We start from the raw sequence: 23,737 nt of genomic DNA, 5'->3' as shown, positions 1-23,737 counted from the left end.
GGGAAGGGGAAAAAGGGATCAGCCGTTGCGGCTGAGGTAGCCGGTGATCTCGAGGCCGTAGCCGGTCATGCTGGGCATGCGGCGTGGGTTGCCCATGAGTTGCATGCGGTGCACGCCGCAGTCGCGCAGGATCTGCGCGCCCACGCCGTAGGTGCGCAGGTCCATGCGACCGCGCTCGGGCGCCTGGGCGGACCGCGCCGTGCCTTCGAACTGGGCCAGCAGCTGGCTGGCGGTTTCACCGCAATTGAGCAGCACGGCCACGCCCGCGCCGGCCTGGGCGATGTGGCGCAGGCTGGCTTCCAGGCTCCAGGAGTGCATGGAGCGGCCGACTTCCAGCGCATCCAGCACCGACAGCGGTTCGTGCACGCGCACGGCCACGCTGTCTTCGGGCTTCCACTCGCCCATGACCAGGGCCAGGTGCAGGGCGCCGCTGGGCTGGTCGCTGAAGGCCGTGACCTGGAATTCGCCGAAGGCGGTGTTCATGCTGCGCGTGCCCAGCTTCTTCACCAGGCATTCGGTGCGGCTGCGGTGTTCGATCAGGTCGGCGATGGTGCCGATCTTCAGGCCATGCTCGGCGGCGAAGACCTGCAGGTCGGGCAGGCGCGCCATGGTGCCGTCGTCCTTCATGATTTCGCAGATCACCGACGCGGGGCTGCAACCGGCCATGGCGGCGAGGTCGCAACCCGCTTCGGTGTGGCCGGCGCGCATGAGCACGCCGCCTTCGACCGCCTGCAGGGGAAAGATGTGGCCGGGCTGAACCAGATCGCCGGCCTGCGCGTCGGGCGCCACGGCGGCCTGCACGGTGCGCGCGCGGTCGGCGGCCGAAATGCCGGTGGTGACGCCTTCGGCGGCTTCGATGGAGATGGTGAAGGCCGTGCCCATCTTGGTGCCGTTGCGCGGCACCATGGGCGGCAGGCGCAGGCGCTCGCAGCGCTCGCGCGTGAGGGTCAGGCAGATCAGGCCGCGGCCGAAGCGGGCCATGAAGTTGATCGCTTCGGGCGTGACGTGGTCGGCGGCCAGCACCAGATCACCTTCGTTTTCGCGGTCTTCTTCGTCGACCAGGATGACGATGCGCCCGGCGCGCATGTCGGCGACGATGTCCTCGACCGGCGAGATGGCCACCGGGGCCAGGGTTTCAGGGGCGTTCATGCGGGTTCCTTGGTGGGGTGCGTGCCGGCGCTGAGCATGCGCTCGACATAGCGCGCGACAGTATCGATTTCGAGATTGACCGTGCTTGCCTCGGCCAGCTCGCCCAATGAAGTGTTGTCCACCGTGTGGGGGATGAGGTTGATGCTGAATTCGCAACCTGCGGCGCTGTCGGCCACCTCGTTGACGGTGAGGCTGACGCCGTTGACCGTGATCGAGCCCTTGTAGGCGAGGTATTTGCCGAGTTCGGTGGGCGCCATCACGCGCAGCTCCCAGCTTTCGCCCACCCGGGCGAAGCGGGTGACCGTGCCCACGCCGTCCACATGGCCCGCGACGATGTGCCCACCCAGCCGGTCATGGGCGCGCAGCGCCTTCTCCAGATTGATGCGACGGCCCGTTTGCGCCAGGCCGGTGGTGCGGGCCAGCGATTCGGCGGAAATGTCGATCGTGAAGCGGTGCCGGGGCAGGTCCAGCGAGGTGACGGTCATGCAGGCGCCGTTGAGGGCGATGCTGTCGCCCAGACCGACGTCGTCGAGGTAGCCAGGCGGCGCCTCCAGGGTGAGTCGCTTGCCATGGTCCAAAGAGCTGCCCAGGTCGTGGAGGGCGGCGATGCGCCCCACGCCGGTGATGATGCCGGTAAACATCCCGCTATTTTCGCAGGGTTTCGGAAACCGGGCCTGGAGCCCTCTTTGGAGGGCTCTGGCGCTAGCGGTTCCAGCAGGTCTGAGCCGACAAGGGAGCCGTCACGAGCGCCGTGGCGGACTGGGTTCTCAGCCCCGCCTCGCTGAGTTCGAAAACGCCGCATTCGTCCGCGCTTTGCGCGGCGCGCGGGGTGGCTTGCAGCACAAAGGCGCTGGCGTTCAGCGTTTTGAAGCCGACCGTGTACCGATCGCCTTCCACCGCCAGCACGCCGGCGGGAATGGCCGCCCGTGCGGGGTAGGTGCCCTGCGCGGTGGCCGAGCGCTCCAGCCATTGGGCGGCTTGCAGCAGGGCGGCCCGGGCGTGGGCCCGGTGAGTTCGCTGCACATGCGAGGTGTATTGCGGCAATGCGATGGTGGCGAGCACGGCGACGATCGCCAGCACGATCATGATTTCGATCAGCGTGAAAGCCCGCTGCGCCAGCGGCCGCCGCACGCCTGGGGAAGGCCGCGTGCTCATTCGAATTCCCGCCAGTCCGCGCGCCGGCCCGCGACCTTGCCTGCTGTCAAGGTCAGCTTCCTGATGCACGTCGCTTTGGCGGGATCGCAGGTCGGGTCGCCCGACGCGTTGGAGAGCGACAGCAGGTTGAGATCACCACCGGATGTGTGGATGCTGGCGAATTCACCGCTGCCAAAGCGCACGCGCGAGGCATTGACCATGGACATGGACGCGTCGGTGCTGGCGAATGCCGGCGCTTTGCCAGGCTGCCCCGTGATCATGTTGAGGACGGTGATCGCACCGCCTTCCTGGGCCTGTTCGAACGCGCAGGTTTCTTCGTTGCTGCCCTGCGCAGGGACGGTGGTGGTCACGATCACCTTCTGACCCTCGAACGGTTGCGCGTGTACACCAGGCTGCCCATGGCGGCGATCACCACCATGAGGCCGACGGCCAGCGCGATCATGAGCTCGACCAGGCTCACGCCCGACTGGCGTGATGTCGTCATGGCCGGACGAAGATCAGGTGGCAGGTGAAGGTGTCAGGGCAAAGCTCGCCCGTCACGCCGACGCCCGGTTGATCTGCCGCACCTCGCACAGCGACGGCCTGGCGGAAGAGAGCGGCCTCTTCTTTGCCGGCCTGGGCCTCGTTTTTGGCCTTGACTTCCGTCCACCTCACCAGAATGCCCAACTGGGTGGCGTCCTTCGTGGAAGCAAACACCCGTCCGTCGCCCGCGGGCAGGACGCGGGCCAGGTCTTTCTTCCACTGCATCAGATCGAAGGTGGCGAGTGGTGTTCCTCCGCACGGTGTGGAGGAACAGTCGGTCCCGGCGGCGGGTGGTGGGCCCCAGGTGGTCACATACGGGTTGACCAGGGCTGGCCTGTGCCGGAGGTCCGCGTTGGCCTGGATGCGGTCCTGCAGGTCTTCGGCGGCTTGGATGGCCACCGCCCGTTGGTTGGTGGTGCGGGCCGTGGTCAGGGCGCGCGTCTGAACCGCCGCCATGCCCATGACGCCCAGGGCCAGCACGAGCAGGGCCACCAGCGCTTCGATCAGGCTGGTGCCACGTTGGCGGTGGTGCGGTCTCCCCATCATTTGCCTTCATCGGGGCAGGTTTTTGCACCCTTGACCGTGCGCAGGCGCGTGCCCGTGGAGAAGCAGATCAGCTGGCCACTCAGATCGTCCATGCCTGCGGGGAAGGCCGCGAAACGCTGGCCTATGGCGGTGACCTGGCCGTACCGGTTGATGGTGATGTACTGCGGGCTGCCGCCGCCCTTCGCCTTGACGAGGCGGATGCCGGTGGGAAGCGCAACGGACTGCAGCTCGGCCTCGGCCGGGTCCGGCAGTTGATTGCCATTGAGATCGACGAACACGCGCCACCCACAATCCCAATCGGCGGTGGTGGGCAAGACCACGTCGCACGAGGTTTGGCGCTGGATCAAGATGTCTTGGCCCAGGCGCATGGCGTCCACCCGGGCCAGCTGGACCGACGCCATGAATTCGTCCACGGCCGCATTCACGCGGTACTGGCGGGCGATACCGGCAAACGACGGAATGGCGATCGATGCCAGGACCGCCAGCACCGCGATCACCACCAGCAGTTCGATCAGGGAGACGCCCAGAGGCCTATTCGGTCCAGCGATGAAGAGATGCCGAGCTTTTTGCATGGCGGCACTCTATCAGCCAAAAATACAACTAAAGAACCATATTGATGAGCGGCAGTATCCAGTAGATAGTTGCTTTGTATGACTTTTTGTATCTTCGTGGTGATCGATCAGGTCGCAGAGGGCAGGAGGAAGGCATCGCGGCCTTGCACCCGTGCCAGGATGCGCAGATCGGCGCCCACCAGATCCACCGACACATAGCGGAGCAGGGGGCCTTCCGTCAGCTGCTGCAGCGGTCCGAAGTCGGCCAGGCTGGCGCCACGCCCAAGCAGTTGAGGCGCCTGGTAGAGCAGCATCTCGTCGACCAGGCCCTCGCGCACGAACGACCCATTGAGCTTGTGCCCGGCCTCGATGTGCAGCTCATTCACTTCGCGCCGGGCCAGATCGGTGAGCATGCCGGGCAGATCCACCTTGCCGTTGGCACCCGGCATGTGGACCAGGGCCGCGCCCAAGCGCCGCAAGGCGCTTTCCTTGTCGGCGTCGCGGATGGCGTGATAGATCCAGATCTGACGTGCCTGGCCGTTGGCGGGCGTCTGGAAGAGGCGCGCGGCCGGTGGTGTCTGCAGGCGGCTGTCGATCACCACCAGGTGCGGTTGGCGAGGGGTGTCCACGAGGCGGACGTCCAGCAGGGGATCGTCCTCCAGCACCGTGCCGATGCCCGTGAGCACCGCGCAGGCGCGGGCGCGCCAGGCATGGCCGTCCGCGCGCGCGGCCTCGCCCGTGATCCATTGGCTGGCACCGTTGTCCAACGCGGTGATGCCGTCAAGCGACGCCGCGGCCTTCATGCGCACCCACGGTGTGCGACGGATCATGCGGCTGAAGAATCCGATGTTGAGTTCGCGAGCCGCTCTGGCGGCATCGTGGTCGTCTGGCAGCAGTTCGACCAGAATGCCAGCCGCACGCAGGCGGTCCATCCCACGGCCAGACACCTGGGGGTTCGGATCCCCCGTGGAGACCACGACCTTGCCGACGTGCGCGGCGATCAATGCGTCGCAGCAGGGTGGAGTGCGTCCGTGGTGGGAACAGGGCTCCAGCGTGACGTAGACGGTGGCACCGGCCACCGACTCGCCGCGCGCCTGTGCATCGCGCAAGGCCATCACCTCGGCATGGGGGCCGCCCACGGGCTGGGTGTGCCCAACCCCGATTTCACGGCCATCAGGCGTGGTGATGACGCAGCCGACGCGGGGGTTGGGGTTGCTGGAGCGTATGGCCTGTCCAGCGAGGGCCAGGGCTTGATCGAGCGGATGCTTGGAGGCGGGCGCAGTCATGCGCCGAGCTTATCAGCGGTTCCAGCACTCCTGCGCGGTCAAGGGCGCGGGCACGGCCGCCGTGACCACCTGGGTTCGCACGCCGGCGTGGGTCATCTGGAAGATCGCGCATGGGTCGGTGGCTTGCGCACCATTGGGTGTGGCCCGCAAGGTGAAAGTCCCGGCGGTCAGCACAGGAAGCGTGATCGCATAGCGGCCACCTTCCACTTGCAGCACGCCGGCGGGAATGGCGGCTGCAGCTGGGTAGCTGCCTTGCGCGGTCGCTGCACGTTCCAGCCACTGGGCTGTCTGTAGCAGTGCGGCTCGCGCGTTGGCCCGGTGTGTTCGCTGCACGTACTGGTTGTAGCTGGGGAACGCGATGGCAGAAAGAATGCCGATGACGCCGACCACGATCATCACCTCGATCAGCGTGAAGCCCAATGTCCGCGAGCGAGCGTGACGGTGTTTCATGAAGTCGTTTCCCTTGTTCATTGAGGAGGTTATCGGGCTTCTCGCCAGTCGGCCCGGGCGCCAGGGTACCGTCCCGTGGTCAAGGTCTTGTTCACCATGCAAGTCTGGGTGGTCGGATTGCAGGCGGTACCACCACCACCACCACCACCACCGCCACCGCCACCGCCACCTCCGCCACCTGATCCACCACTGTTGATGAACGAGATGAGCTCCAGGTTGCCGTCGGACTTGTTGATGCTGATGTACTCGCCACTGCCAAAGCGCGTGCGGCTGGCTTTGGCCATGTTCATCGACGTGTCCGTGGTGGAGAACACGGGGGTCGCGGAGGGGGAGCCCGAGATCATGTTGAAGACGTTGATCAGGTTGTCTTCGGTCACGGCGTCGAAGTCGCAGGTTTCTCCGGAAACCCCCGTTTTCGGTGCGGTCGAGGAAATGATCACTTTCTGGCCCTCGAAGAGTTGGGGGTTGGCCAGCACCCTTTCGCGAGAAAGTGGGAGATCCATGTACCAGCCGCGCTTGGCGGTGTTGTCGGCTCGGGAATAGGCCACGCTGTTCTCGGAGGTGTTGTAGTAGTCCGTGGCGGCCTCGCTGCCGCTGGCCGTGCTGGTGACTGCGCCCAGCACGGTCTGCTGCACCAGCGCCGACCGCCCCGTGGTGATGTTGCCGCTGTCCGCGGCGGTCAGCACGCCATCGGGGAACGAATACGTGCCCTTGTCCCAGACGGAGTAGATGGTCTGGGTGGCGGTGCTGGTGCGGTCCGCATCCTGGAGGTTCCGGCCTGTCCCGAACAGCACTTGAACCCCACCCAGGGGATGCGACATCCAGAGCGGGGCAGTGGTGATGGGTTGCCGCGTGGACGAACCGTCCTGCGCCACGTAGAGGGGGACGCAGTTCGTGGCGTTCTTGCAGGTCGTGGTGCCTCCCGACCAGTTGCTCACGCCCCACTGTGAAGCGGTGGTCTGCGTCAGGTTGAATTTCCAAAGGTTGCCTTGCAGATCACCCGCATAAGCGACGTCCATCGTGCCATCGCCGTTGACATCCACCAAGCGAGGAGCGGAGAGGCCGTTGGATTGTCCGGTTGTGGAATTTGCGACGATTTTCAGCAACTCCTTGCTGCCATCCAGGTACTGGATCAACAGCACGGGGCGTTCGTTGGTGCTGTTGACCCCGTTGCCCATGACCGCGGCCCATCGCCCATTGTTGAGCTTGACGATTTGCTCTGAGCGCGCGCCTGTGACGGGGTCCACCACGGGGACGGCGTAGATGTGGCCCACATCGGCGTCGGCGCCATCCGTCTTGTCCATCACCACGCCCGTCGCCGTGAACGTGGATGGATTGCTCGCGAACGCCACGGGGTTGGTCACATCCAGCACGAAGTAGCCCTTGCCGCCGCCGCCCAGGCCGCCGATCAGCATGGTCTTCCAGGTGGGCGTGGCGCCGTTGCCGGTGCCGCTGCTGCTGGTGTCCACATCTCCCGTGAAGGGATGTCCATCGACATAGAACCTGTGGCCGTAGTTCGTGAGGGTGTAGTTGCGCAGGTTGGCATAGACCCCCAGGGGCACATACGCCATGAGCTCCTGGCCGGTCGCGGCATTGAAGGCGTGCAGCATGCCGTCATTGGCGCCCACGTACAGCACCGCCGTGCGGTTGGCATAGGTGGTGCGGAAGGCGGCATGTCCCGCGTGCTCGACCGACATGCGCAGGGGCCGGCCCGTGTGCCAGATGTTGGAGTTGACGATGTCGCCCAGGCGGGAATCGCGTCGCCGCAGGGAGCCGCCGTTCTGCACCTCTTGCGTGCGATCACCCCGCAGGTAGTTCACCCGGTTCGTTCCCACGGTGACGGAATCGCCGCCGCGGATCGCGGTTTTCTGGGCATCCGAGAGATTGGCGAACAGGAACGGAGTGCCTTCGGTAGTGTTGCTGGTCAGCACCAGCCGGTTCGTGACGTTGAAGGTGGCCGCGTCGAGCAGGCTGGCGACGGTCCAGCTGGGCGTTGAATTCACCACATTGGTGTTCGCGGCGATCGTGTACGCCCCCAGGTCACCACTCCAGCGCTCGGAGTTGAATTCCGCGAGATAGGCGAAGCCATCCGTGCGCAAACGGCTGGAACTGCTGGCGATGCTGACCATCGGGTTGGCCGTCTGCGTCAGGATGTCGTCCAGAATGCCTTGAAAGGCGGAGACCAGTGCCGCGGCATTGGGGGCGGGCACGAAACGGCCGCGGCTGTTGAGGGCGGCGTGCCAGAGTTCCACTTTCCGTTCGTTGTCCCGCACGCCATAGTTTGTGCTTCCATCGCAGGCTTGATTACTGCCGGCGCCGCAGAACGGCGATGGCCAGTTGGTGGTGCCGCGGATCAGTGGGCTCAGGCCAGCGAAGGTGTCGCCGCTGAAAGTGGGGGCGCCCGTCCAGGTGGCGGCATCGTTGAAGCCGATGGTGTAGTTCACCATGTGTTGCCAGGTAGCCGGGTTGTTGCGCGGGTTCCAGTAGGAGTCCAGGGAGGCGGGCGTGGCGGTGGTGCCAAAGTTCTCGGCGGGCAACTGATCCTTGGGGCTCTTTCTCACGTTGTTCGCGAGATCTGGCTGAAGGTCTCGTGACCAATAGTAGAACGCCAGGTCCGAGAGCGTGCTCAGGTTCGCATTGCCCCAACTGTCCCTGTAGAGCCGCGTCTGCTCGGACGTGGTCGAGTACTGCGTACCATCGGGCAGGGTGTGATCGGTGTTGTCGGCGTTGCCACCACGGGTGATGCGCTGGCCGTTCGATCCCGACGTGTCCACCTGATTGGTGGTGGTGGTGGCGGCACTGTTCCATCCGCCATCGGACATGAAGATGTGGAACGATTTCCGGCACGAGAGCAGCGGCGTTTCCTGCGTTCCGGGGTTGGCCGCCCAGGGGCTGTTGATGCCGAGATCGGTGCGACTCAGGTACTTGCCCGCCTCGTCGATCATCAAGTGGGATGGGGTGCCGCCGCTGGGCGTCAGCGAGCCCACCCAAGTCATGAAGTTGGTGCGGTGCGTGCCCATCAGCGGGCGCATGCCGTTCAGGTTGCCACAGTCCGAGCTGTTGTTGGGAATGCTGCGGCAGCGGTTCATGGATTGCCAGGCCAGGCGGATCCGGTCGTCCGGCACGTTGGTTTCCGCAAAGGTCTGCTGCAAGGCAGATTTCAGGGTCGCGATGCCTGTCGCGCCCATGCTGCCGGAATCGTCGACCGACACGATGATGTTGGGCGAAGGTTCACGGCCGGCGCCGGGCGGGGATTGGGTCAGATTGAGCTGGGCGGCACTCAGGGGACCGTGCAGACATGCCAGCGCCACGGCAGTGCAGGAGAACCAAGGTGGGGGACGCAGCGTCATGGTGACCTCACTGAAAATCATTTGATCTGGTTTTGTGGCCGGGGCACGAAGATGGAACGCAACCAGACCCGCGTGCCGGGCTTCATGCCCTGGGCAAAAGCCGTGATGCGGTACACGAAGGGGTGCTTCATGTCCGGGATGGGTACGTTGCCTGCGGCCGTGATGACACCAGCCCCTGGCGTGTACCTGAATACCTCCACCCAATACCACGCACGCGGCGCAACGACCGGAGCCACACCGGGGCGCGACCACGACAGCAGGGGGTTGCCTGCGGCGGCCGGGTCGGCGCCCGTGAACTCCCCGTACCGCGCGGCCACGGAGGCATTGCCGACCGTGGCGGTCATTGCGGCCAGATTGGTGGTCCAGTTGGCTGCGTTCAGGGTCGTCACCGTGGCCGGGAGGCAAATGCCCTGGAGGCAGCCGTTGGCGCCAGTGGCCAGGCGTGGTTGAAGCAGATCCAGATCGTCGTCGTCCTGAGGGAAATAGGGCTGGTTGCCCGCAAAGTTGCGGCATCCGAGAAAACCCGCCGTGATGTTGCAGGGCGTGACGTTGTCGATCCGCAGCCCCCGGATGTCGCGCTCCGCATCGCGGACCAGCGCTTCAGCCGCGGCGAATGCCCGCTGGTAGTCGCTCTCGCCGCCCACCAAGCGCTCATTGAGCCAGCCCAGGCGCGTGCTGCTCAGCACCACGATGGTTCCGAGCAGCAGCATCACCATCACCACGATGAGCGAGATGCCCCGCTGCGGGTGTTGCCGCGATGGAGACGAATGGTGTTTCATATGCCTTGATTGCGGACCTTGAAGACGCGGAAAAAGACACGGCGGATGCGCCCGTCGTTGACGACGTTTTCCCCATTGCATCCCGTCATGTCCGCGCCCGGGTTGTTGCTCATTTCACCCACAAGGCGCAGGCACACCTGAACGGTTTCCACCTGCTCCCAAGGCGCGGGAACCATGACATTGATCGCCGCTGCCGTCCGGTACTGGAAGCTGTCATCGGTGATCCTGAAACCATACAGAACCTGAAAATCCTCCACGCCCTGGAGCAGCGCGAAAGGGGTGGCCGAGCCGGAACCCAGGCAGCGCAGTTCGTTGCCGACCACCGAGAAGGTGCTGGAGATGTTGTTGGCCACCAGCGTCGGCGCACCCAGGCAATCCATGCTTTGCAGCACGGGATCTGTGTCGTAGCTGACCTGCAAGGTGTCGGGCGCGTTGTCGGCTCCTTCGGTGCCTTGCAGCACCAGCGGCGCACCGGTGTTGGGGTTCGCGCCAAAGCCCAGGTAGGCATCGTTGAACGCCACGTTGGTATCGCCTACCGTGGGGTTGATGATGCGGCGCGCACCACTCTGGCGGATGTGGTGACCCAGCGTGCGGAATGCGTTGGACGCATCCTGCTGCAGTCGCGAACTGTCGCCCACCGCGATGGTTGACGTGCGGGTATACACCAGGCTGCCGATGGCGGCCACCACCACCAGCAAGCCAATGCTGATGCCGATCAGCAGTTCCATCAAGCTGACGCCCGATTGGCGACCGCGTGCACGACACGAAGGGGGACGGGGTGAAACAGCCATGCCGTGTTTCCTCATGGCCGGATGTAGACCAAGTGGCAGATAAGCCCTGCCGGACAGGCGACGCCCGCCACACCCGTCCCCACCGCATTGGCGGCGTCGCGGATGGCAACGGCATCGGTGAACAAGGTGGCCTGGGCGCCAGCCGCTTCCCCCTGGTTCTTCGCCTGAGTCTCGGTCCAGCCGATCAGGATGCCAAACTGGGTGGCGTCTGTGTTGGACCGAAACACCCGGGCGTCGCCACCCGGCAGCACCCGGGCCAGAGAGGCTTTCCATTGGACGAGGTCGAAGGCCGCCAGCTGGGCGCCATTGCAGCCGGCGGCGAAACAGTTAACCGGCGCAGCCGCGAGTGCGCCCCATGCCGCCAGATAGGGGCTGACGGCGGGGGGATTGATCCGGAGGGCCGAGTTGGCTTGCATGCGATCCAGCAGATCGTCCGCCATCTGCAGTGCGAGGGCGCGGGAGTTCGTGGTGCGGGACTCGACCAGCGTTCGGGTCTGGATGCCCGCCATGCCCATGATGCCGAGGGCGAGCACCAGAAGGGCGACCAGGGCTTCGATCAAGCTGACGCCGCGTTGGGAGGATGCCTTGTTGTTCATCGTGCGAATTGCATGGTTCGGCCGTCGTCAGGGGCAGGCGGAGGCGTTCTTGACCGTGCGCAAGCGGGTGCCCGCCGTGAAGCAGATCAACTGGCCATTGGCCGCCGCCATGCCCGTCGGGAAAACCTCGAACCGCTGATCCACCTGCGTGACCTGACCAAACCGGTTGATCACGATGAATTCGGGGTTGGTGTTGTTGCCTTTTCGGACCGTGACATTGGGTGTCAAGGACACCTCCTGGGTGGGGGTTTCCGCTCCGTTCATGGCGTTGTTGCCGTCGAGGTCGGCGAACACTTGCCAGCCGCAACTCCAGTCCTGGTTGTTCGCCAGGGCCAGGCCACAGCCCGTGATGCGACGGATGACCACGGGCGTGCCCAGCCGAATGGCCTCTTCCCGGGCAAGTGTCACGGAAGAGGTGAATGTTTCTCGCACCGAGTCCACCCGGAATCGGCGAAACATGTCGGTGAAGCTGGGTGCTGCAAGGCCCGCCAGAATGGCGATGAGCGCGACCACGACCATCAACTCGATGATCGTGAAGCCGCCTTCCGCCCGCAGGGGGGCAGGCGTGGCTCTCTGGGGCGCCGCAGCAATGTACATATGCTTACTCTATCGATGGAAGTCGCAGAGTCCGGGCTGGGCCGACCGGGCTAGTGAATGGCCCGACGGGCGGAACGGGGGTATTTCTGCCCCGTGAGGTCGGGCACTTTCAGCGCCGGACTTCGTCCACCAGAGCCCTGAATTCGTCGATATCCTCGAAGCTCCGGTACACGCTGGCGAAGCGGATGTAAGCCACCTTGTCGAGCTTCTTCAGTTCCCGCATCACCATCTCGCCCAGTCGGGCGGCGGGCACTTCGCGGGCACCCAGGTTCAGCAGCTTTTCCTCGATGCGCTCGATGGCCGCGTCGACCTGTTCGGTGCTGACCGGCCGCTTGCGCAGGGCCAGCGCGAACGAGGCCCGCAACTTGGCCGGCACGTAGTCCACCCGGCGGCCGTCCTTCTTGACGACGGCCGGGAAGCTCACTTCCGGCCGTTCGTAGGTGGTGAACCGCTTCTCGCAGTGGCCACACTGGCGGCGGCGTCGGATGAAATCCGCGTCTTCCGAGACGCGGGTTTCGACCACCTGGGTTTCAAGATGGCCGCAGAACGGGCATTTCATGCGGAGGGCACTCCCGTTGTACGGCCTGAGAACATCACTTGTAGACCGGGAAGCGGGCGGTCAGGGCGTTGACCTTGGCGCGCACGGCATCGATGTTGGCCGGGTCGCGTGGATTGTCGAGCACGTCGGCAATCAGGTTGGCGGTCAGCCGCGCTTCGTCGTCCTTGAAGCCGCGGGTGGTCATCGCCGGCGTGCCAATGCGCACGCCGCTGGTGACCATGGGCTTTTCCGGGTCGTTGGGGATCGCGTTCTTGTTGATCGTCATGTGCGCGCTGCCCAGCACCGCTTCGGCTTCCTTGCCGGTGATGCCCTTGGCACGCAGATCGACCAGCATCACGTGGCTCTCGGTGCGGCCGCTGACGATGCGCAGGCCGCGCGAAGTCAGTGTTTCGGCGACGATGCTGGCATTTGTCAGCACTTGTTGTTGGTAGGCGGTGAAATCGGGTGAAAGCGCTTCCTTGAACGCTACGGCCTTGGCCGCGATCACGTGCATCAGCGGACCACCCTGCAGGCCCGGGAAGATCGCGCTGTTGAGGGCCTTTTCGTGTTGGGCCTTCATCAGGATGATGCCGCCGCGGGGGCCGCGCAGGCTCTTGTGGGTGGTGGAGGTCACCACGTCGGCGTGGGGCACCGGGTTGGGGTAGACACCCGCGGCGATCAGGCCGGCGTAGTGGGCCATGTCCACCATGAAGATGGCGCCGACGTCCTTGGCCACCTTGGCGAAGCGCTCGAAGTCGATGCGCAGGCTGTAGGCCGAGGCGCCCGCGATGATCAGCTTGGGCTTGGTCTCGTGCGCCTTGCGCTCCATGGCGTCGTAATCGATCTCTTCCTTGTCGTTGAGACCGTAGGACACCACGTTGAACCACTTGCCGCTCATGTTGAGTGCCATGCCATGGGTGAGGTGGCCGCCTTCGGCCAGACTCATGCCCATGATGGTGTCGCCGGGCTTGAGGAAGGCCAGAAAGACGGCTTCGTTGGCGGAGGCGCCGCAGTGCGGCTGCACGTTGGCGGCTTCGGCACCGAAGAGCTGTTTGACGCGGTCGAGTGCGAGCTGCTCGGCCACGTCCACGTACTCGCAGCCACCGTAGTAGCGCTTGCCGGGATAGCCCTCGGCGTACTTGTTCGTGAGTTGCGTGCCTTGTGCGGCCATCACGGCCGGCGAGGCGTAGTTCTCGCTGGCGATCAGCTCAATGTGGTGTTCCTGGCGGGCGTTCTCGGCCTGGATGGCGGCAAACAGCTCGGGGTCGGTTTGCTGGATGAGGATGTTGCGGTCGTACATGGCAGTCCTTCAAGACGTGGAACCTTGCGCGGTGACAAGGGCTGCCCAGGCGAACGGCTGAACACCCGAACCCCTTGAGGTCGGGCGGCACGCTTCCCAGTGGTTGTCCCTGAAGACGATCACAGATCGGGCAGGGGGGCCACGTCAGCGGCAGCCGCCGACAGAGATGTGTCGGGGCGCGCGCCTATCGCCAGTTGCGTACCCGGCTAGTTTAGCCGAGGCCGAGAGGCCGGTTGGCGAGGTCAGGAACGGGTGAGCGGCGCGCCAGGGGGGAGGGCGTTCGGCGCGGCCGGGCCCTCGGCCTCGATTTCGGCTGCCGGGGCGGCCACCGGGGCCGGGGCAGCGGGTGCCACCACCGTGGTCGGGCGTGCCTGGGGCACATAGCGCTGCATCGGCTTGCCCAGCGCCACGCTCTGGATCCGCATGTGCTCGGCCATCACCTTGTCGATGTACCAACTGCCGTCCGTGGTGACCGCACCGACGTACAGGCGCAAACCACCTTCGACCGAGCCGGCGCGCTTGACCGCGTCCTGCAACACGCGCGCGCCCACACGAAGATTGGACACCGGGTCGAATGCGGCCAATTGTCCGCCGAAGTCGTTGTACTTGTCGGTGTGAACGCGGGTCAGCACCTGCATCAGGCCCTGAGCGCCCACTGGGCTCTGCGCAAACGGGTTGAAGCGGGACTCGATCGCCATCACGGCCAGGATCAGCGTGGGATCGAGCTTGGCCTTTTCCCCCACCTCGAAGGCCTCCGCCACCAGCACGCTCAGGGGTTCCGGCGCCACGCGGTACTTGCGGCTGAGCCAGTAGGTCACATTGGCCTGCTGCTTGGGCAGGTCGCCGGGCTGAGCGGCTGTCACGCGGTCGATCGCGGTGGGCTCGGCGGCGTACACGGCGTCGGCGCTGGCGGCTTCCTGGCGCTCCAGCAGCCAGCCGAGCAGTTGCTCTTCTGCGCTGGCGCGCAGATCTGCACGGGCACTCAGGGTGATCAGTGCCACGGCCGCCAGGGTGCCCAGCAGGGCCAGGCTGTTGTGGGTGATGTCGAAGAAGCCCTGGTAGGCGTCGCCAACAGCGGTTTTGAAGGATGCCACGGCACCTGAGGTGCTCTTGGGTGGCGTTGCGTCTTGCGCGGTCATGTCATCGCTCCTTTCTGCGCCGGCCTCGCTCGTGGGAGCTGGGTCGACTGGATTGGTCGCCATCGACGGCCCGATCCAGAGGGTGGAGCGGTCGAGTTAGCCTGGGTGGCAGCGGTTCGGGTTTACCCTTCGGCGGGCAAAGCTGGCGCATCCTATGGGCTTATTAATATCGAGTCAATGTTTATGAATCGATTTAAGCCTACTTTTTGGTATAAACAAGTGTGAGTAAACGTAAGCAAAAGGGCTTTGCTAGCGGGAAGCCTTGAGCCTGCAAGGCTTGCGGGTGGATGTCGCGTCGACGACCGTTTGTCGGGCAGTGACCACCTTTCATGTTCCAAAACGTGATTTTGGGGTCGTCAAATGGTCGTTTCGGGCGCGATTGAAAATCTGCATGGAGAACGGGCCATGCGGCCTTGATCCGGGGCGGCAAGGGGAGTAACCTGCAGTGGCCTGTCTGAAGACTGGCATCAGCTGACGACGCGGCGAACCGCAAGTCAGCTTCCAACGGGAGCAATCTGTTGCTTCCAGGCTGGAGAGACATCCAACTCCCTCCGCCAAAACCGACGGCATGAGCATCTAGCCCGCCGTCAACCCCGGCAGGCCCCGCTTGCCGGGGTTTCTTGTTTCTGGGGGACTCTATATAGGTGTGCGCTGCTGCATCCCTTCAGTTCGACGACACTCGTGGATCCGTTGGTTAGCGAACGCACGAATGAACAGCTTTTTTTCCCAGTGGTCCCAAGGTCGGTGGGCTCGGCGCCTGATGCTGGGCCTGCTGGGGCTCCTGCTGCTCTGGCTGGTGACCTGGCTGGGCATGCCGCCCTTGCTGAAATGGCAATTGGCCAAGCAGGCCACGGCCGCGCTGGGACGCCAGGTGACGGTGGAACGGGTTGATTTCCGGCCGTGGTCGCTGGAAGTCGCCATCGAGGGCTTGCGCGTGGCCGATGCCACAGGCGAGGGCGAGCAGTTCACGCTGGATCGCCTCTATGCCAACGCCGAGCTGCAGTCGCTGTTTCGGCTCGCGCCAGTGCTCGACGCCCTTGTGCTGGAGCATCCCAAGCTGAAGCTGCGCCACCTGGGCGAAGGCCGGTACGACGTGGACGACGTGCTGCAGCGCTTGCGCCCGAAAGACGATGAACCCCCGTCCGACCCGGCGCAGTTCGCCCTGTTCAACATCAACCTGTCCGGGGGCGAACTGACGTTCGTCGACGACAGCGTGGGCGTTACGCACCAGCTGAGCGGCTTGTCGGTGGGCGTGCCCTTCCTGAGCAACCTGCCGTCCCGACGGGATGTGGTGACCCAGCCCAAGCTGGCTTTCGTGCTGAATGGGAGCGCTTTCGATTCGAGTGCCAGCACCACGCCGTTCGCCCAGACCCGGGACACCGATGCCAGCGTGGACATTCCCACCCTGGATCTCGCGCCTTACCTGCCCTACTGGCCGGCGACTTGGCCCGTCAAGCCCGAAGCCGGTGTGCTCCAGCTCGCGCTCAAGCTGGCGTTCGAACAGCAGGACACGCCGCGCCTTTCCCTCTCCGGCACGGTAGCCCTGTCGGATCTGCGCGTCGTTGAGCGAACCGGGCCGTCCACCACGGTCGAACTGCTGGCCTGGGAACGCCTGGGCGTGACGCTCAATCGGGTGGAGCCGCTGGCGGGGCAAGTGGATCTGGCTGCCATTGACTGGAAGTCGCCCACGGTGTCGATCTCGCGCGATGCGGCTGGGTTGCTCAACTTGCAACGTGTGGCGCAAGCCTGGGCCGACCAGTCCCGACGTGCCGCATCTCCTCCCACCCCTGCGCCCGTGGCACCGGGTGCATCCACCGCGCCCGCCTCGCCGTGGAAAATGAGCGTGGCGCGCCTGAACCTGGAAGGCGGGACCGTGCGATGGCGCGATGCCGGCACCAAACCGGCCGCCCAACTGGCGCTGGAGGCCCTGAGCGTGCAGGCCCAGGCGCTGAGTTGGCCGATGCAGGCGCCGGTGCCCTTCGAGGTGTCCGCGCGCCTGGGCCAGACGCCGCTGTCGCTCAAGGGCACGGCCACCGATGCCGAGGCCAAGGCGCAGGTCTCGGTGGGCGAACTGCCCTTGTCGACGTTCGCGCCATACGCCGCCGGCGTGCTGACGCACGAACTCGACGGGCGGCTCGCCGCCGACCTCGATGTGGAATGGCGGGCGGCCAAGGCCGATCAGCCCATGGGGCTGCTGGTCAACGCGTCCCGGCTCGAGCTGGGCGAGGTGCGCCTGGGGACGGCTCGTCAGCCACAGGCCAGCCTGCGCCGCCTCCAGGTGCAGGACGCGCGCGTGGATCTGGCCAGCAGCACGGTGGCCGTGGGCAAGGTCGTGCTCGACCGGCCACAGGTGCGCGCGCAGCGCGACAAGGCGGGGCGCTGGATGGTGGATGGCTGGATGAAGGCATCGGAGGCGCCCGCTGCAACACCCCCGTCGAAACCGGCCGAGCCCTCCCCGTGGCAGCTGACGCTGGCCGACGTGCAGATCGATGCGGGCGCCGTCGCGCTCGAAGACCTCGCGCTGGCGCGCCCGGTCAGGCTCGACCTCAGTCAGATCAAGATGCAGGTCAAGAACCTGCAGCCCATGGCCCGCAGCCAGCCCGACATGCCGGTCTCGCTGCAGCTGCGCATGGGCGCGGCGCGAGGCAACCGCGCCGAGCCCGGCCGGCTCGCCCTCGACGGCGCGCTGCGCCTGCCCGGCAAGGGCGAGCGCGACGCCGACAGCCTGCGCACCCAGCTGAAGGTGCAGGCGGACAAGCTGCCGCTGCATGCCCTGGAGCCATACTTCGGCGACCGCCTGAACCTGGACCTGCTGCGCGCGGACACCAGCTACCGTGGCACGGTCGAGGCGGCATTGCCCCCGGCGGGTTTGCGGTTGACGGTCGCCGGCAACGTGGGGCTGGACGATTTCGCCGCCAACACGCTGTCGCCCGCCGAAGAGTTGCTGGCCTGGAAGTCCCTGCAGGTGCGGGGTCTGCGGCTCGCCATGGCGCCCGGGCAGGTCACCCGGGTGGCGGTACAGGAGACCGTGCTCAGCGACTACTTTGCCCGCGTGATCATCGACGAGGCGGGGCGCATCAACCTGCAAGGCCTCGTGAAACACGATGAGGCGGCGCCCGCGCCCATGGGCGCCGCCGCGCCGGCGGCCACAGCTCCGCCACCGCCACCGCCACCGCCACCGCCGCCGCCGCCTCCTGCAAACGCGAGCGCCGTGCCCGACCCGGACATCCGTTTCGGACCGATCAGTCTGGTCAATGGCCGCGTGCTGTTCTCTGACCGTTTCATCAAGCCCAACTATTCCGCCAACCTCAGTGAACTCACCGGCAGCCTGAGCGCTTTCGCCAGCGTGCCGCCGGGCGGCGCGCCACAGATGGCCGACCTGACATTGCGCGGGCGCGCCGAGGGCACGGCGGCGCTGGAGATCGATGGCAAGCTCAACCCGCTGGCCCAGCCGCTGGCACTCGACATCCGCGCGCTGGTGCGCAACCTGGAGTTGCCGCCGCTGTCGCCTTACACCGTGAAGTACGCCGGCTATGGCATCGAGCGCGGCAAGCTCAGCATGGACGTGGCCTACAAGATCGAGCCCAACGGCCAGCTGACGGCCAGCAACCAGATCATCCTCAACCAGCTCAGTTTCGGCGACCGCGTGGCCGGGAGCGAGGCCCCGAACCTGCCGGTGAAGCTGGCCGTGGCCTTGCTGGCCGACCGCAACGGGGTGATCGACATCAACCTGCCGGTCAGCGGCTCGCTCAACGACCCGCAGTTCAAGCTGGCGCCCCTCATCTTCCGGCTCATCTTCAACCTGATCGGCAAGGCCATCACCTCACCGTTCTCCCTGATCGCGGGGGCCTTCGGCGGGGGCGGGGAGGAAATGAGCCAGGTGGTCTTCACACCGGGCAGCAAGGCGCTGGACGGTGAGGCCCGGCAGCGGCTGGACGCTGCGGCCAAGGCCCTGGCCGATCGGCCGACCCTGCAGATCACCGTGGTGGGGCATGGCGACCTGGAGGCCGAGCGCAGCGGTTACCAGCGTGCCCGGCTGGACGAGCGCGTGTTGGCCGAGAAACGCCGCCAACTGGCGCGGGATGGCACCGCCATCAGCGACACGCTTGTGGTGACGCCCGCCGAGTACCCGGCCCTGCTCAAGGAGGTGTACCGGCGGACCGACATCCCGAAACCCCGCAACCTGGTCGGCCTGGCCAAGGACATCCCGCAAGCCGAGATGGAAGCCTTGCTGCTGGCGTCCATACCGGTCACATCGGATGCCATCCGCGAACTCGCGGTGGCGCGCGGCGTGGTCGTCAAGGACTACCTTGCAGGCCGGCAGTTGCCGGAAGACCGCATGTTCCTGGGCGCGCCCCAACTGGGCCGCCAGGGTGAGAAGTGGCGCCCGCAGGCCGAACTCAAGCTGGCGCCGCGCTGAGCATTCCGCGCGCGCGCGCCGGGGGAGGCGGGCACGCGCCAACTGCGGCGACAATACGCCTTGGTCGCGCCGTCGTGGTGCCGACAACCGAATCGATTGAGCCCCCCACTTCATGTCGCTGTTTTCCCTGCGCAAAGCCCCGTCTTCGTCCAACGCTTCCGAGTCTGCCGTGAACACGCCCACCTCCCCCAAGCCGGCCAGCCCCAACGCCGCCCACCCCCTGGATGCCGTCACCGGTGGTGCGTTCTCCGCGCCGACGTCGGGTGAGCGCGCTGCGCGCATCCGCGACTGGCTGGCCACCGGTCCCGCGCTCGAGCAGATGAACGAAGTGTTCAAGGAGCTCTCGCACCGCGACCGCGGAGCGGCCAAGCCCTTGAAGGAAAAGCTCGACGAACTCAAGCGCCAGAAGTCGCAGGAACAGATGTCTGTGGAGTGGGCGCAGAAGGCCCAGGGCCTGATCGACCAGCCGCGCCTGAACCTGGCCGACGCACTGGCCTGGCAACGCGATGCGGCACGCGCAGGCGCACCGCTGTCGCGCGAGCCGCTGGCCACCTTGCGCCAGGCGCTGGCCGAGCGTGTCAAGGCCATCGAAGACCTGCAGCACCGGGTGCAGGTCGAACGTGAGGCCGCCGTGCTGATCGCGCAGCGCATCGAGGTGCTGTCCACCAAGCCCTGGCGCGACGCCCAGCAGATTGCCGAGACGCTGCGCACCGATGTGGCCCAGTGGCAGCAGCAGGCGAGCGCCTTGGCGCAAGACCCCCAATGGCCCAGCGTGGATGTGAAGTTCCCGCCCATGCTCGACGCCTCGCGCCAGCAGCTGCAACTCGTGTGGGATGCCTTCGAAGCCGCACTGACCCAGACCGTCGCGGCCGATGCCAACCCCCAGGCGCCATTGCCCGCCGTGCCCGTGTGGGCCGACGAGCTGCGCGCCGCGCGGGGCCAGGACGTGAGCGCCCCGGCCGACAAGGCACCGCAGGACACGCAGGCCCAGCAGGAAAAACGCGCCCGCGTGGCGGCCGAACTCGAACAGGCGCTGAGCGTGCTCGAGCGCGAGCTCGCCGAAGGGCACGGCAAGGCCACGCCCAAGGCGGCGGCCGACGTGCGCGGCCTGCTCAAGAGCCATGGCCGGCTGGTCCCGGCCGCGCTCGATGCGCGCGCCCAGGCTGCTTTGGGGCAGGCCGGTGAACTCGAAGGCTGGCAGCGCTGGCGCGCCGACCAGCTGCGCGAAGAACTCGTGGCCAAGGCAGAGGCCTTGCTGCAAGCCCCCGAGGGTCAACGCCTGGGCGGGCGCAAGATGCAGGAAACCCTGCGCAGCCTGCGCGACCAGTGGAAGACCACCGACCAGGGCGGCCAACCCAACCATGCGCTGTGGAAGCGCTTCGATGAAGCCTGTACCGAGGCGCACAAGGTGGTCGAGACCTGGCTGGCGCAGGTGCGGCAGCAGAGCGAGGCGCACAAGGCGCAGCGCCTGGCCATCATCGAAGAACTCAAGGCGTGGACGCTGGCGCACGCCGACAGCAGCGACTGGAAAGCCCAGGTGCGTGAACTGCATGCGTTCTCCGAGCGCTGGCGCGAAGCCGGCCACCTGAGCGAGAAGGCGTTTGCCGACATCCAGCCGGTCTGGAAAGACGCCATGCACAAGGCGCACGAGCGCCTGGAGACGGCGCAGGCCGAGAGCACCGCGCGGCGCAAGGCGCTGATCGAAGAAGCCACCGCGCTGGGCGCGGCGCCCATGCTGCGCATCGATGCGGTCAAGGCCCTGCAGCAACGTTGGCAGGCCGAAGCCCATGCCGTGCCGCTGGAGCGCAAGCACGAACAGAAACTGTGGGAAGCCTTCCGCCAGCCGATCGACGAAGCCTTCGCCCGCAAGAGCACCGAGCGTGAGAAGGCCGCCACGGCCCTGAGCGCACACGACCAGCGCGTGCTTGACGCCTCGCGCGCGCTGGAAGCGGCGAGCGCCAGTGGCGACGCGCAGCGCATCCGCGCGGCCATGAACGAGCTGGAAGCGGCCCTGGCGGGTCAGGCCCCTGCGCCTGCGCCAGCACCTGTGGCCGCGCCGGCAGCCGTCGAGCCAGCCGCATCCGCTGCCGAAGCGGCGCCTGCCGATGCCGCAGAGGAGGCCTCCGCCACCGAGGAGGCCGAGGCCTCGGCGCCGACGGCACCTGCACCTGCACCTGCCAAACCCGCCGCGCCGCCGAAGAAGCTGGTGGCGGTGCGGGGCGACGACCGACCTGGTATGAAGAAGGCCGAGCCGGCCGGCCGCGATGGCCGCCGCGGCGATCGCCCGGAGGGGCGGCGCGACGGTGCACCGGGTCGCCCCGATGCGCGCGGTGGACGCGATGCCCGTGGACCGGGCGCACCGTCCTGGCGCGAAGAGCGCGAGCCGCGCGGCCCACGGCTGGGCGATGCGGCGTTCCGCGCGCAGCGCCAGGCGATCGAGGCGGCTCAGTCCAGCCTGCGCAAGCTCGCGGCGCAGGCCCACGGCGAGGTGCTCACGCAGCTCATGACGGCCTGGCAGCAGCGCGATGCCGAGCAACTGCCCACCGCGCAGGCCTTGGGCCCGCGGGTGAGCACGGCCCAGCGCGGTGCGTGGGCGTCGGCGGTGTCCAAGCCGGCGGCCCCCTTGCCGGGTGAAACCTTGCTGCGCCTGGAAATGGCCGCCGAGGTGCCCACGCCGGCCGAGCACCTGAGCGATCGCCGCATGTTGCAACTGCAATTGCTCACGCGCCGCCACGCTGCCGCACCGGTCGACACCTGGGCGGAGGATGTGGCCGCCGTGCTGGGCTCGAGCTTCGATGCCACGGCAGAGCGCCGCCTGCAGAACGTGCTGAAGGCGCTGCTCAAGCGTTGAGCGTCAACGCCCCGGGCGGAAGAAGCCGTCGTACAGCGGCATCAGCTCGGGGAACTCGGTCTCGAAACGTGGCCGGTTGACGAAGTAGGCCTCGCAGGTCACGGCGAAGAACTCGGCCGCGTCCTTCGCGGCGTAGTCGTCCAGCCAGGGCGGCTCGCCGCCGAAGCGCTCGGCCATGGCCACCGCTTCGCGAAAACGCTCGAAGCTGTCCCGCATGGTGCGTTGCCAGATCGCGCGCGCCTCGCTGCGCTGGCGCGCACCCAGGAAGCCCGAGGGCAGGGGCGGGGCCCCGTCGGGCGCTTCGCCCATCTGCATGTCGTGCATGTCCATCTTGTGCACGAACTCGTGGATCACCACGTTGTGCCCCTGTTGCGCGCGCTCGCCCGCGTGGGCGACGTCCTCCCAGCTGAGCATGAGGGGGCCCCGGTCCATGGCTTCGCCGGCCAGGACCTCGTCGTAATGGTGCACCACGCCCGCGCCATCGGTGGTCTTGCGCCGCGCCACCACGGCGCCGGGTTGCACGACGATGCCGACGAAGTCGCCGTACCAGTCCAGGAGCTTGAGCGGGTCGCGCACCGGTTCGCCTGACACGCCATGCATGTGGAGCAGCGGCAGGCAGGCTTGCGCCGCGATGGCCAGCGCCATGGTGTCCGTCACGGCCAGGCCGTTGGCGCCGTGGAACTCCTTCTCCATCAGGAAGTGCGTGCAGAGCAGGCGAAGGCGCTGCAGCTCGGGCCCATCGAGTGCCGCCAGAAAGGGGTGGTGCGCCACGGTCTGGCGCCAGAGGGCATCCGGGATGGGGGTGGGGCGGCGCAGCGCGCGGGGCAGCCAGCGTTGGAGCAGGTGAATCATGGAGGAGGAGGGCGGCGGCGGCTCAGGGTCGCAAGGGCCGGCGGTGCAGGCCCTTTGCGTCCAGCCGCAACACCTCGGCGCGGGCGGGCCTCGCGCTCAGCTCCCAGTCGCTGAGCACGACGCGTTGAAGGCCGTCACCCAGGTCGTGGGTCGCGGGCCGGTGCGTGTGGCCATGGATCAGCGTGTGGGCCTCGGCGTGCCGCAGCCAGGCCTTGGCGGCCTGGGTGTCCACGTCGGCCCAGAGGCTGGGGTCGTTGCCGGTGCTGCGCTTGCGCGCCTCGCTCTGGGCGCGCAGCTCGCGCGCGATCGCTTCGCGTTGGGCCAGGGGTTGTGCCAGAAAGCGGTGTTGCCAGGCCGGCTCGCGCACCTGGGCACGAAAGCGCATGTAGTCGGTGTCGGCCAGGCACAGGGCATCGCCATGGCTGAGCAGCCAGCGCTGGTCCAGAAAGACCAGCACGGTGGGATCGCTCAGGCCTTGCATGCCGCAGGCGTCGAGTCCGGCCGGTCCCAGGAGGAAGTCGCGGTTGCCTGGCATGAAGTAGACCGGTGCGTGCGCGCTGTAGGCCTGCAAGGCCTCGGCACAGGCGCGCCAGAACGCGTGATCGGCCGACGGGGAGGTGTGGGTGGAGAGCACGTCGTCGCCGACCCACACCTCGAACAGATCGCCCAGGATGAACAGCGCGTCGGCGCGCTCGTGCGCGGGGCGGCGCAGGTAGGCGGCCCACGCCTCGAAGGTCTCGGGCTCACCGGCCTGCAGATGCAGGTCTGAAATGACATCGACCGCTTGCCAGTTCGCGGGAGCGATGCATTCGGCGAAGCGGTCGACGGGTTGGACGGTCATGCGGTGCAGGGGCGTTGCCACCCC

Annotated in this window: 21 protein-coding genes and 1 riboswitch; of the genes, 2 read left to right on the top strand and 19 right to left on the bottom strand. The window is 66.8% G+C overall.

Annotated elements, in window-relative coordinates; translation table 11 throughout:
• Positions 1-18: 18 nt before the first annotated feature.
• The 17 genes from ribBA to ABSY19_RS02795 form a co-directional block, all read right to left on the bottom strand.
• Positions 19-1,149: a bifunctional 3,4-dihydroxy-2-butanone-4-phosphate synthase/GTP cyclohydrolase II gene (ribBA, locus tag ABSY19_RS02875; RefSeq protein ID WP_382158887.1), complete on the bottom strand. Its 1,131-nt coding sequence runs from the start codon at positions 1,147-1,149 to the stop codon at positions 19-21.
• Positions 1,146-1,790: a riboflavin synthase gene (locus tag ABSY19_RS02870; RefSeq protein ID WP_382158885.1), complete on the bottom strand. Its 645-nt coding sequence runs from the start codon at positions 1,788-1,790 to the stop codon at positions 1,146-1,148. Before ABSY19_RS02870 ends, ribBA begins: the two co-directional genes overlap by 4 nt.
• A gap of 61 nt (positions 1,791-1,851) precedes the next feature.
• A complete protein-coding gene (locus ABSY19_RS02865; RefSeq protein WP_382158883.1) occupies positions 1,852-2,304 on the bottom strand; it encodes a type IV pilin protein in 453 nt (150 codons plus the stop codon).
• Positions 2,301-2,654, bottom strand: a complete 354-nt coding sequence (locus ABSY19_RS02860) for a hypothetical protein (protein ID WP_382158882.1) — start codon at positions 2,652-2,654, stop codon at positions 2,301-2,303. Before ABSY19_RS02860 ends, ABSY19_RS02865 begins: the two co-directional genes overlap by 4 nt.
• A 2-nt stretch (positions 2,655-2,656) precedes the next feature.
• The gene (locus ABSY19_RS02855) at positions 2,657-2,788 is read right to left on the bottom strand and encodes a prepilin-type N-terminal cleavage/methylation domain-containing protein (RefSeq protein ID WP_382158880.1); all 132 of its coding nucleotides are present in this window, start codon (positions 2,786-2,788) and stop codon (positions 2,657-2,659) included.
• Entirely contained in the window at positions 2,785-3,369 is a 585-nt protein-coding gene (gene pilV, locus ABSY19_RS02850; RefSeq protein WP_382158879.1) for a type IV pilus modification protein PilV, read from the bottom strand. The genes ABSY19_RS02855 and pilV (ABSY19_RS02850) overlap by 4 nt, the downstream gene beginning before the upstream one ends.
• Positions 3,369-3,944 carry a GspH/FimT family pseudopilin gene (locus ABSY19_RS02845; RefSeq protein WP_382158877.1) on the bottom strand — a complete coding sequence of 192 codons (576 nt, stop codon included), beginning with the start codon at positions 3,942-3,944 and terminating at the stop codon, positions 3,369-3,371. The genes pilV (ABSY19_RS02850) and ABSY19_RS02845 overlap by 1 nt, the downstream gene beginning before the upstream one ends.
• A gap of 107 nt (positions 3,945-4,051) precedes the next feature.
• Entirely contained in the window at positions 4,052-5,209 is a 1,158-nt protein-coding gene (ribD, locus tag ABSY19_RS02840) for a bifunctional diaminohydroxyphosphoribosylaminopyrimidine deaminase/5-amino-6-(5-phosphoribosylamino)uracil reductase RibD (RefSeq protein ID WP_382158875.1), read from the bottom strand.
• Between the two features lie 12 nt (positions 5,210-5,221).
• Positions 5,222-5,659 (bottom strand): type IV pilin protein, encoded by a 438-nt coding sequence (locus ABSY19_RS02835; protein ID WP_382158873.1) that lies wholly within the window; start codon positions 5,657-5,659, stop codon positions 5,222-5,224.
• Positions 5,660-5,688: 29 nt separating this feature from the next.
• On the bottom strand, positions 5,689-9,030 hold the full coding sequence (locus ABSY19_RS02830) for a pilus assembly protein (RefSeq protein ID WP_382158871.1): 3,342 nt from the start codon (positions 9,028-9,030) through the stop codon (positions 5,689-5,691).
• A complete protein-coding gene (locus tag ABSY19_RS02825; RefSeq protein WP_382158869.1) occupies positions 9,027-9,788 on the bottom strand; it encodes a PilX N-terminal domain-containing pilus assembly protein in 762 nt (253 codons plus the stop codon). Before ABSY19_RS02825 ends, ABSY19_RS02830 begins: the two co-directional genes overlap by 4 nt.
• Positions 9,785-10,516, bottom strand: coding sequence for a PilW family protein (locus ABSY19_RS02820; protein WP_382158867.1), 732 nt, complete (start codon positions 10,514-10,516; stop codon positions 9,785-9,787). Before ABSY19_RS02820 ends, ABSY19_RS02825 begins: the two co-directional genes overlap by 4 nt.
• Positions 10,517-10,590: 74 nt before the next feature.
• The gene (gene pilV / locus ABSY19_RS02815; RefSeq protein ID WP_382158865.1) at positions 10,591-11,175 is read right to left on the bottom strand and encodes a type IV pilus modification protein PilV; all 585 of its coding nucleotides are present in this window, start codon (positions 11,173-11,175) and stop codon (positions 10,591-10,593) included.
• Between the two features lie 27 nt (positions 11,176-11,202).
• The gene (locus ABSY19_RS02810; protein WP_382158863.1) at positions 11,203-11,772 is read right to left on the bottom strand and encodes a GspH/FimT family pseudopilin; all 570 of its coding nucleotides are present in this window, start codon (positions 11,770-11,772) and stop codon (positions 11,203-11,205) included.
• A gap of 109 nt (positions 11,773-11,881) precedes the next feature.
• A complete protein-coding gene (nrdR, locus tag ABSY19_RS02805; protein ID WP_291112203.1) occupies positions 11,882-12,331 on the bottom strand; it encodes a transcriptional regulator NrdR in 450 nt (149 codons plus the stop codon).
• A gap of 34 nt (positions 12,332-12,365) precedes the next feature.
• On the bottom strand, positions 12,366-13,610 hold the full coding sequence (glyA, locus tag ABSY19_RS02800) for a serine hydroxymethyltransferase (protein ID WP_382158861.1): 1,245 nt from the start codon (positions 13,608-13,610) through the stop codon (positions 12,366-12,368).
• A 36-nt stretch (positions 13,611-13,646) separates the two neighbouring features.
• Positions 13,647-13,818, bottom strand: a riboswitch (ZMP/ZTP riboswitch).
• Positions 13,819-13,852: 34 nt separating this feature from the next.
• Positions 13,853-14,749, bottom strand: a complete 897-nt coding sequence (locus ABSY19_RS02795; RefSeq protein ID WP_382158859.1) for a transglycosylase SLT domain-containing protein — start codon at positions 14,747-14,749, stop codon at positions 13,853-13,855.
• Between the two features lie 709 nt (positions 14,750-15,458).
• Between ABSY19_RS02795 and ABSY19_RS02790 the strand changes: the two genes are divergently transcribed.
• Positions 15,459-19,169, top strand: a complete 3,711-nt coding sequence (locus ABSY19_RS02790) for a DUF748 domain-containing protein (protein ID WP_382158857.1) — start codon at positions 15,459-15,461, stop codon at positions 19,167-19,169.
• A gap of 112 nt (positions 19,170-19,281) precedes the next feature.
• Entirely contained in the window at positions 19,282-22,020 is a 2,739-nt protein-coding gene (locus ABSY19_RS02785; protein WP_382158855.1) for a DUF349 domain-containing protein, read from the top strand.
• 3 nt (positions 22,021-22,023) lie between these two features.
• On the opposite strand, the gene ABSY19_RS02780 is transcribed toward ABSY19_RS02785, so the two are convergent.
• Both ABSY19_RS02780 and ABSY19_RS02775 read right to left on the bottom strand, forming a co-directional pair.
• Complete coding sequence (locus ABSY19_RS02780; RefSeq protein ID WP_382158853.1) at positions 22,024-22,872, bottom strand: zinc-dependent peptidase; 849 nt, start codon at positions 22,870-22,872, stop codon at positions 22,024-22,026.
• Positions 22,873-22,894: 22 nt separating this feature from the next.
• Positions 22,895-23,713: a UDP-2,3-diacylglucosamine diphosphatase gene (locus ABSY19_RS02775; RefSeq protein ID WP_382158851.1), complete on the bottom strand. Its 819-nt coding sequence runs from the start codon at positions 23,711-23,713 to the stop codon at positions 22,895-22,897.
• Positions 23,714-23,737: the final 24 nt, after the last annotated feature.

The organism is Hydrogenophaga sp. ANAO-22, assembly GCF_042466645.1.
Taxonomy (GTDB): domain Bacteria; phylum Pseudomonadota; class Gammaproteobacteria; order Burkholderiales; family Burkholderiaceae_C; genus Hydrogenophaga.
The sequence above is the reverse complement of the archived record's forward strand: the minus strand, read 5'-3'. Positions and strand labels throughout refer to the sequence as shown.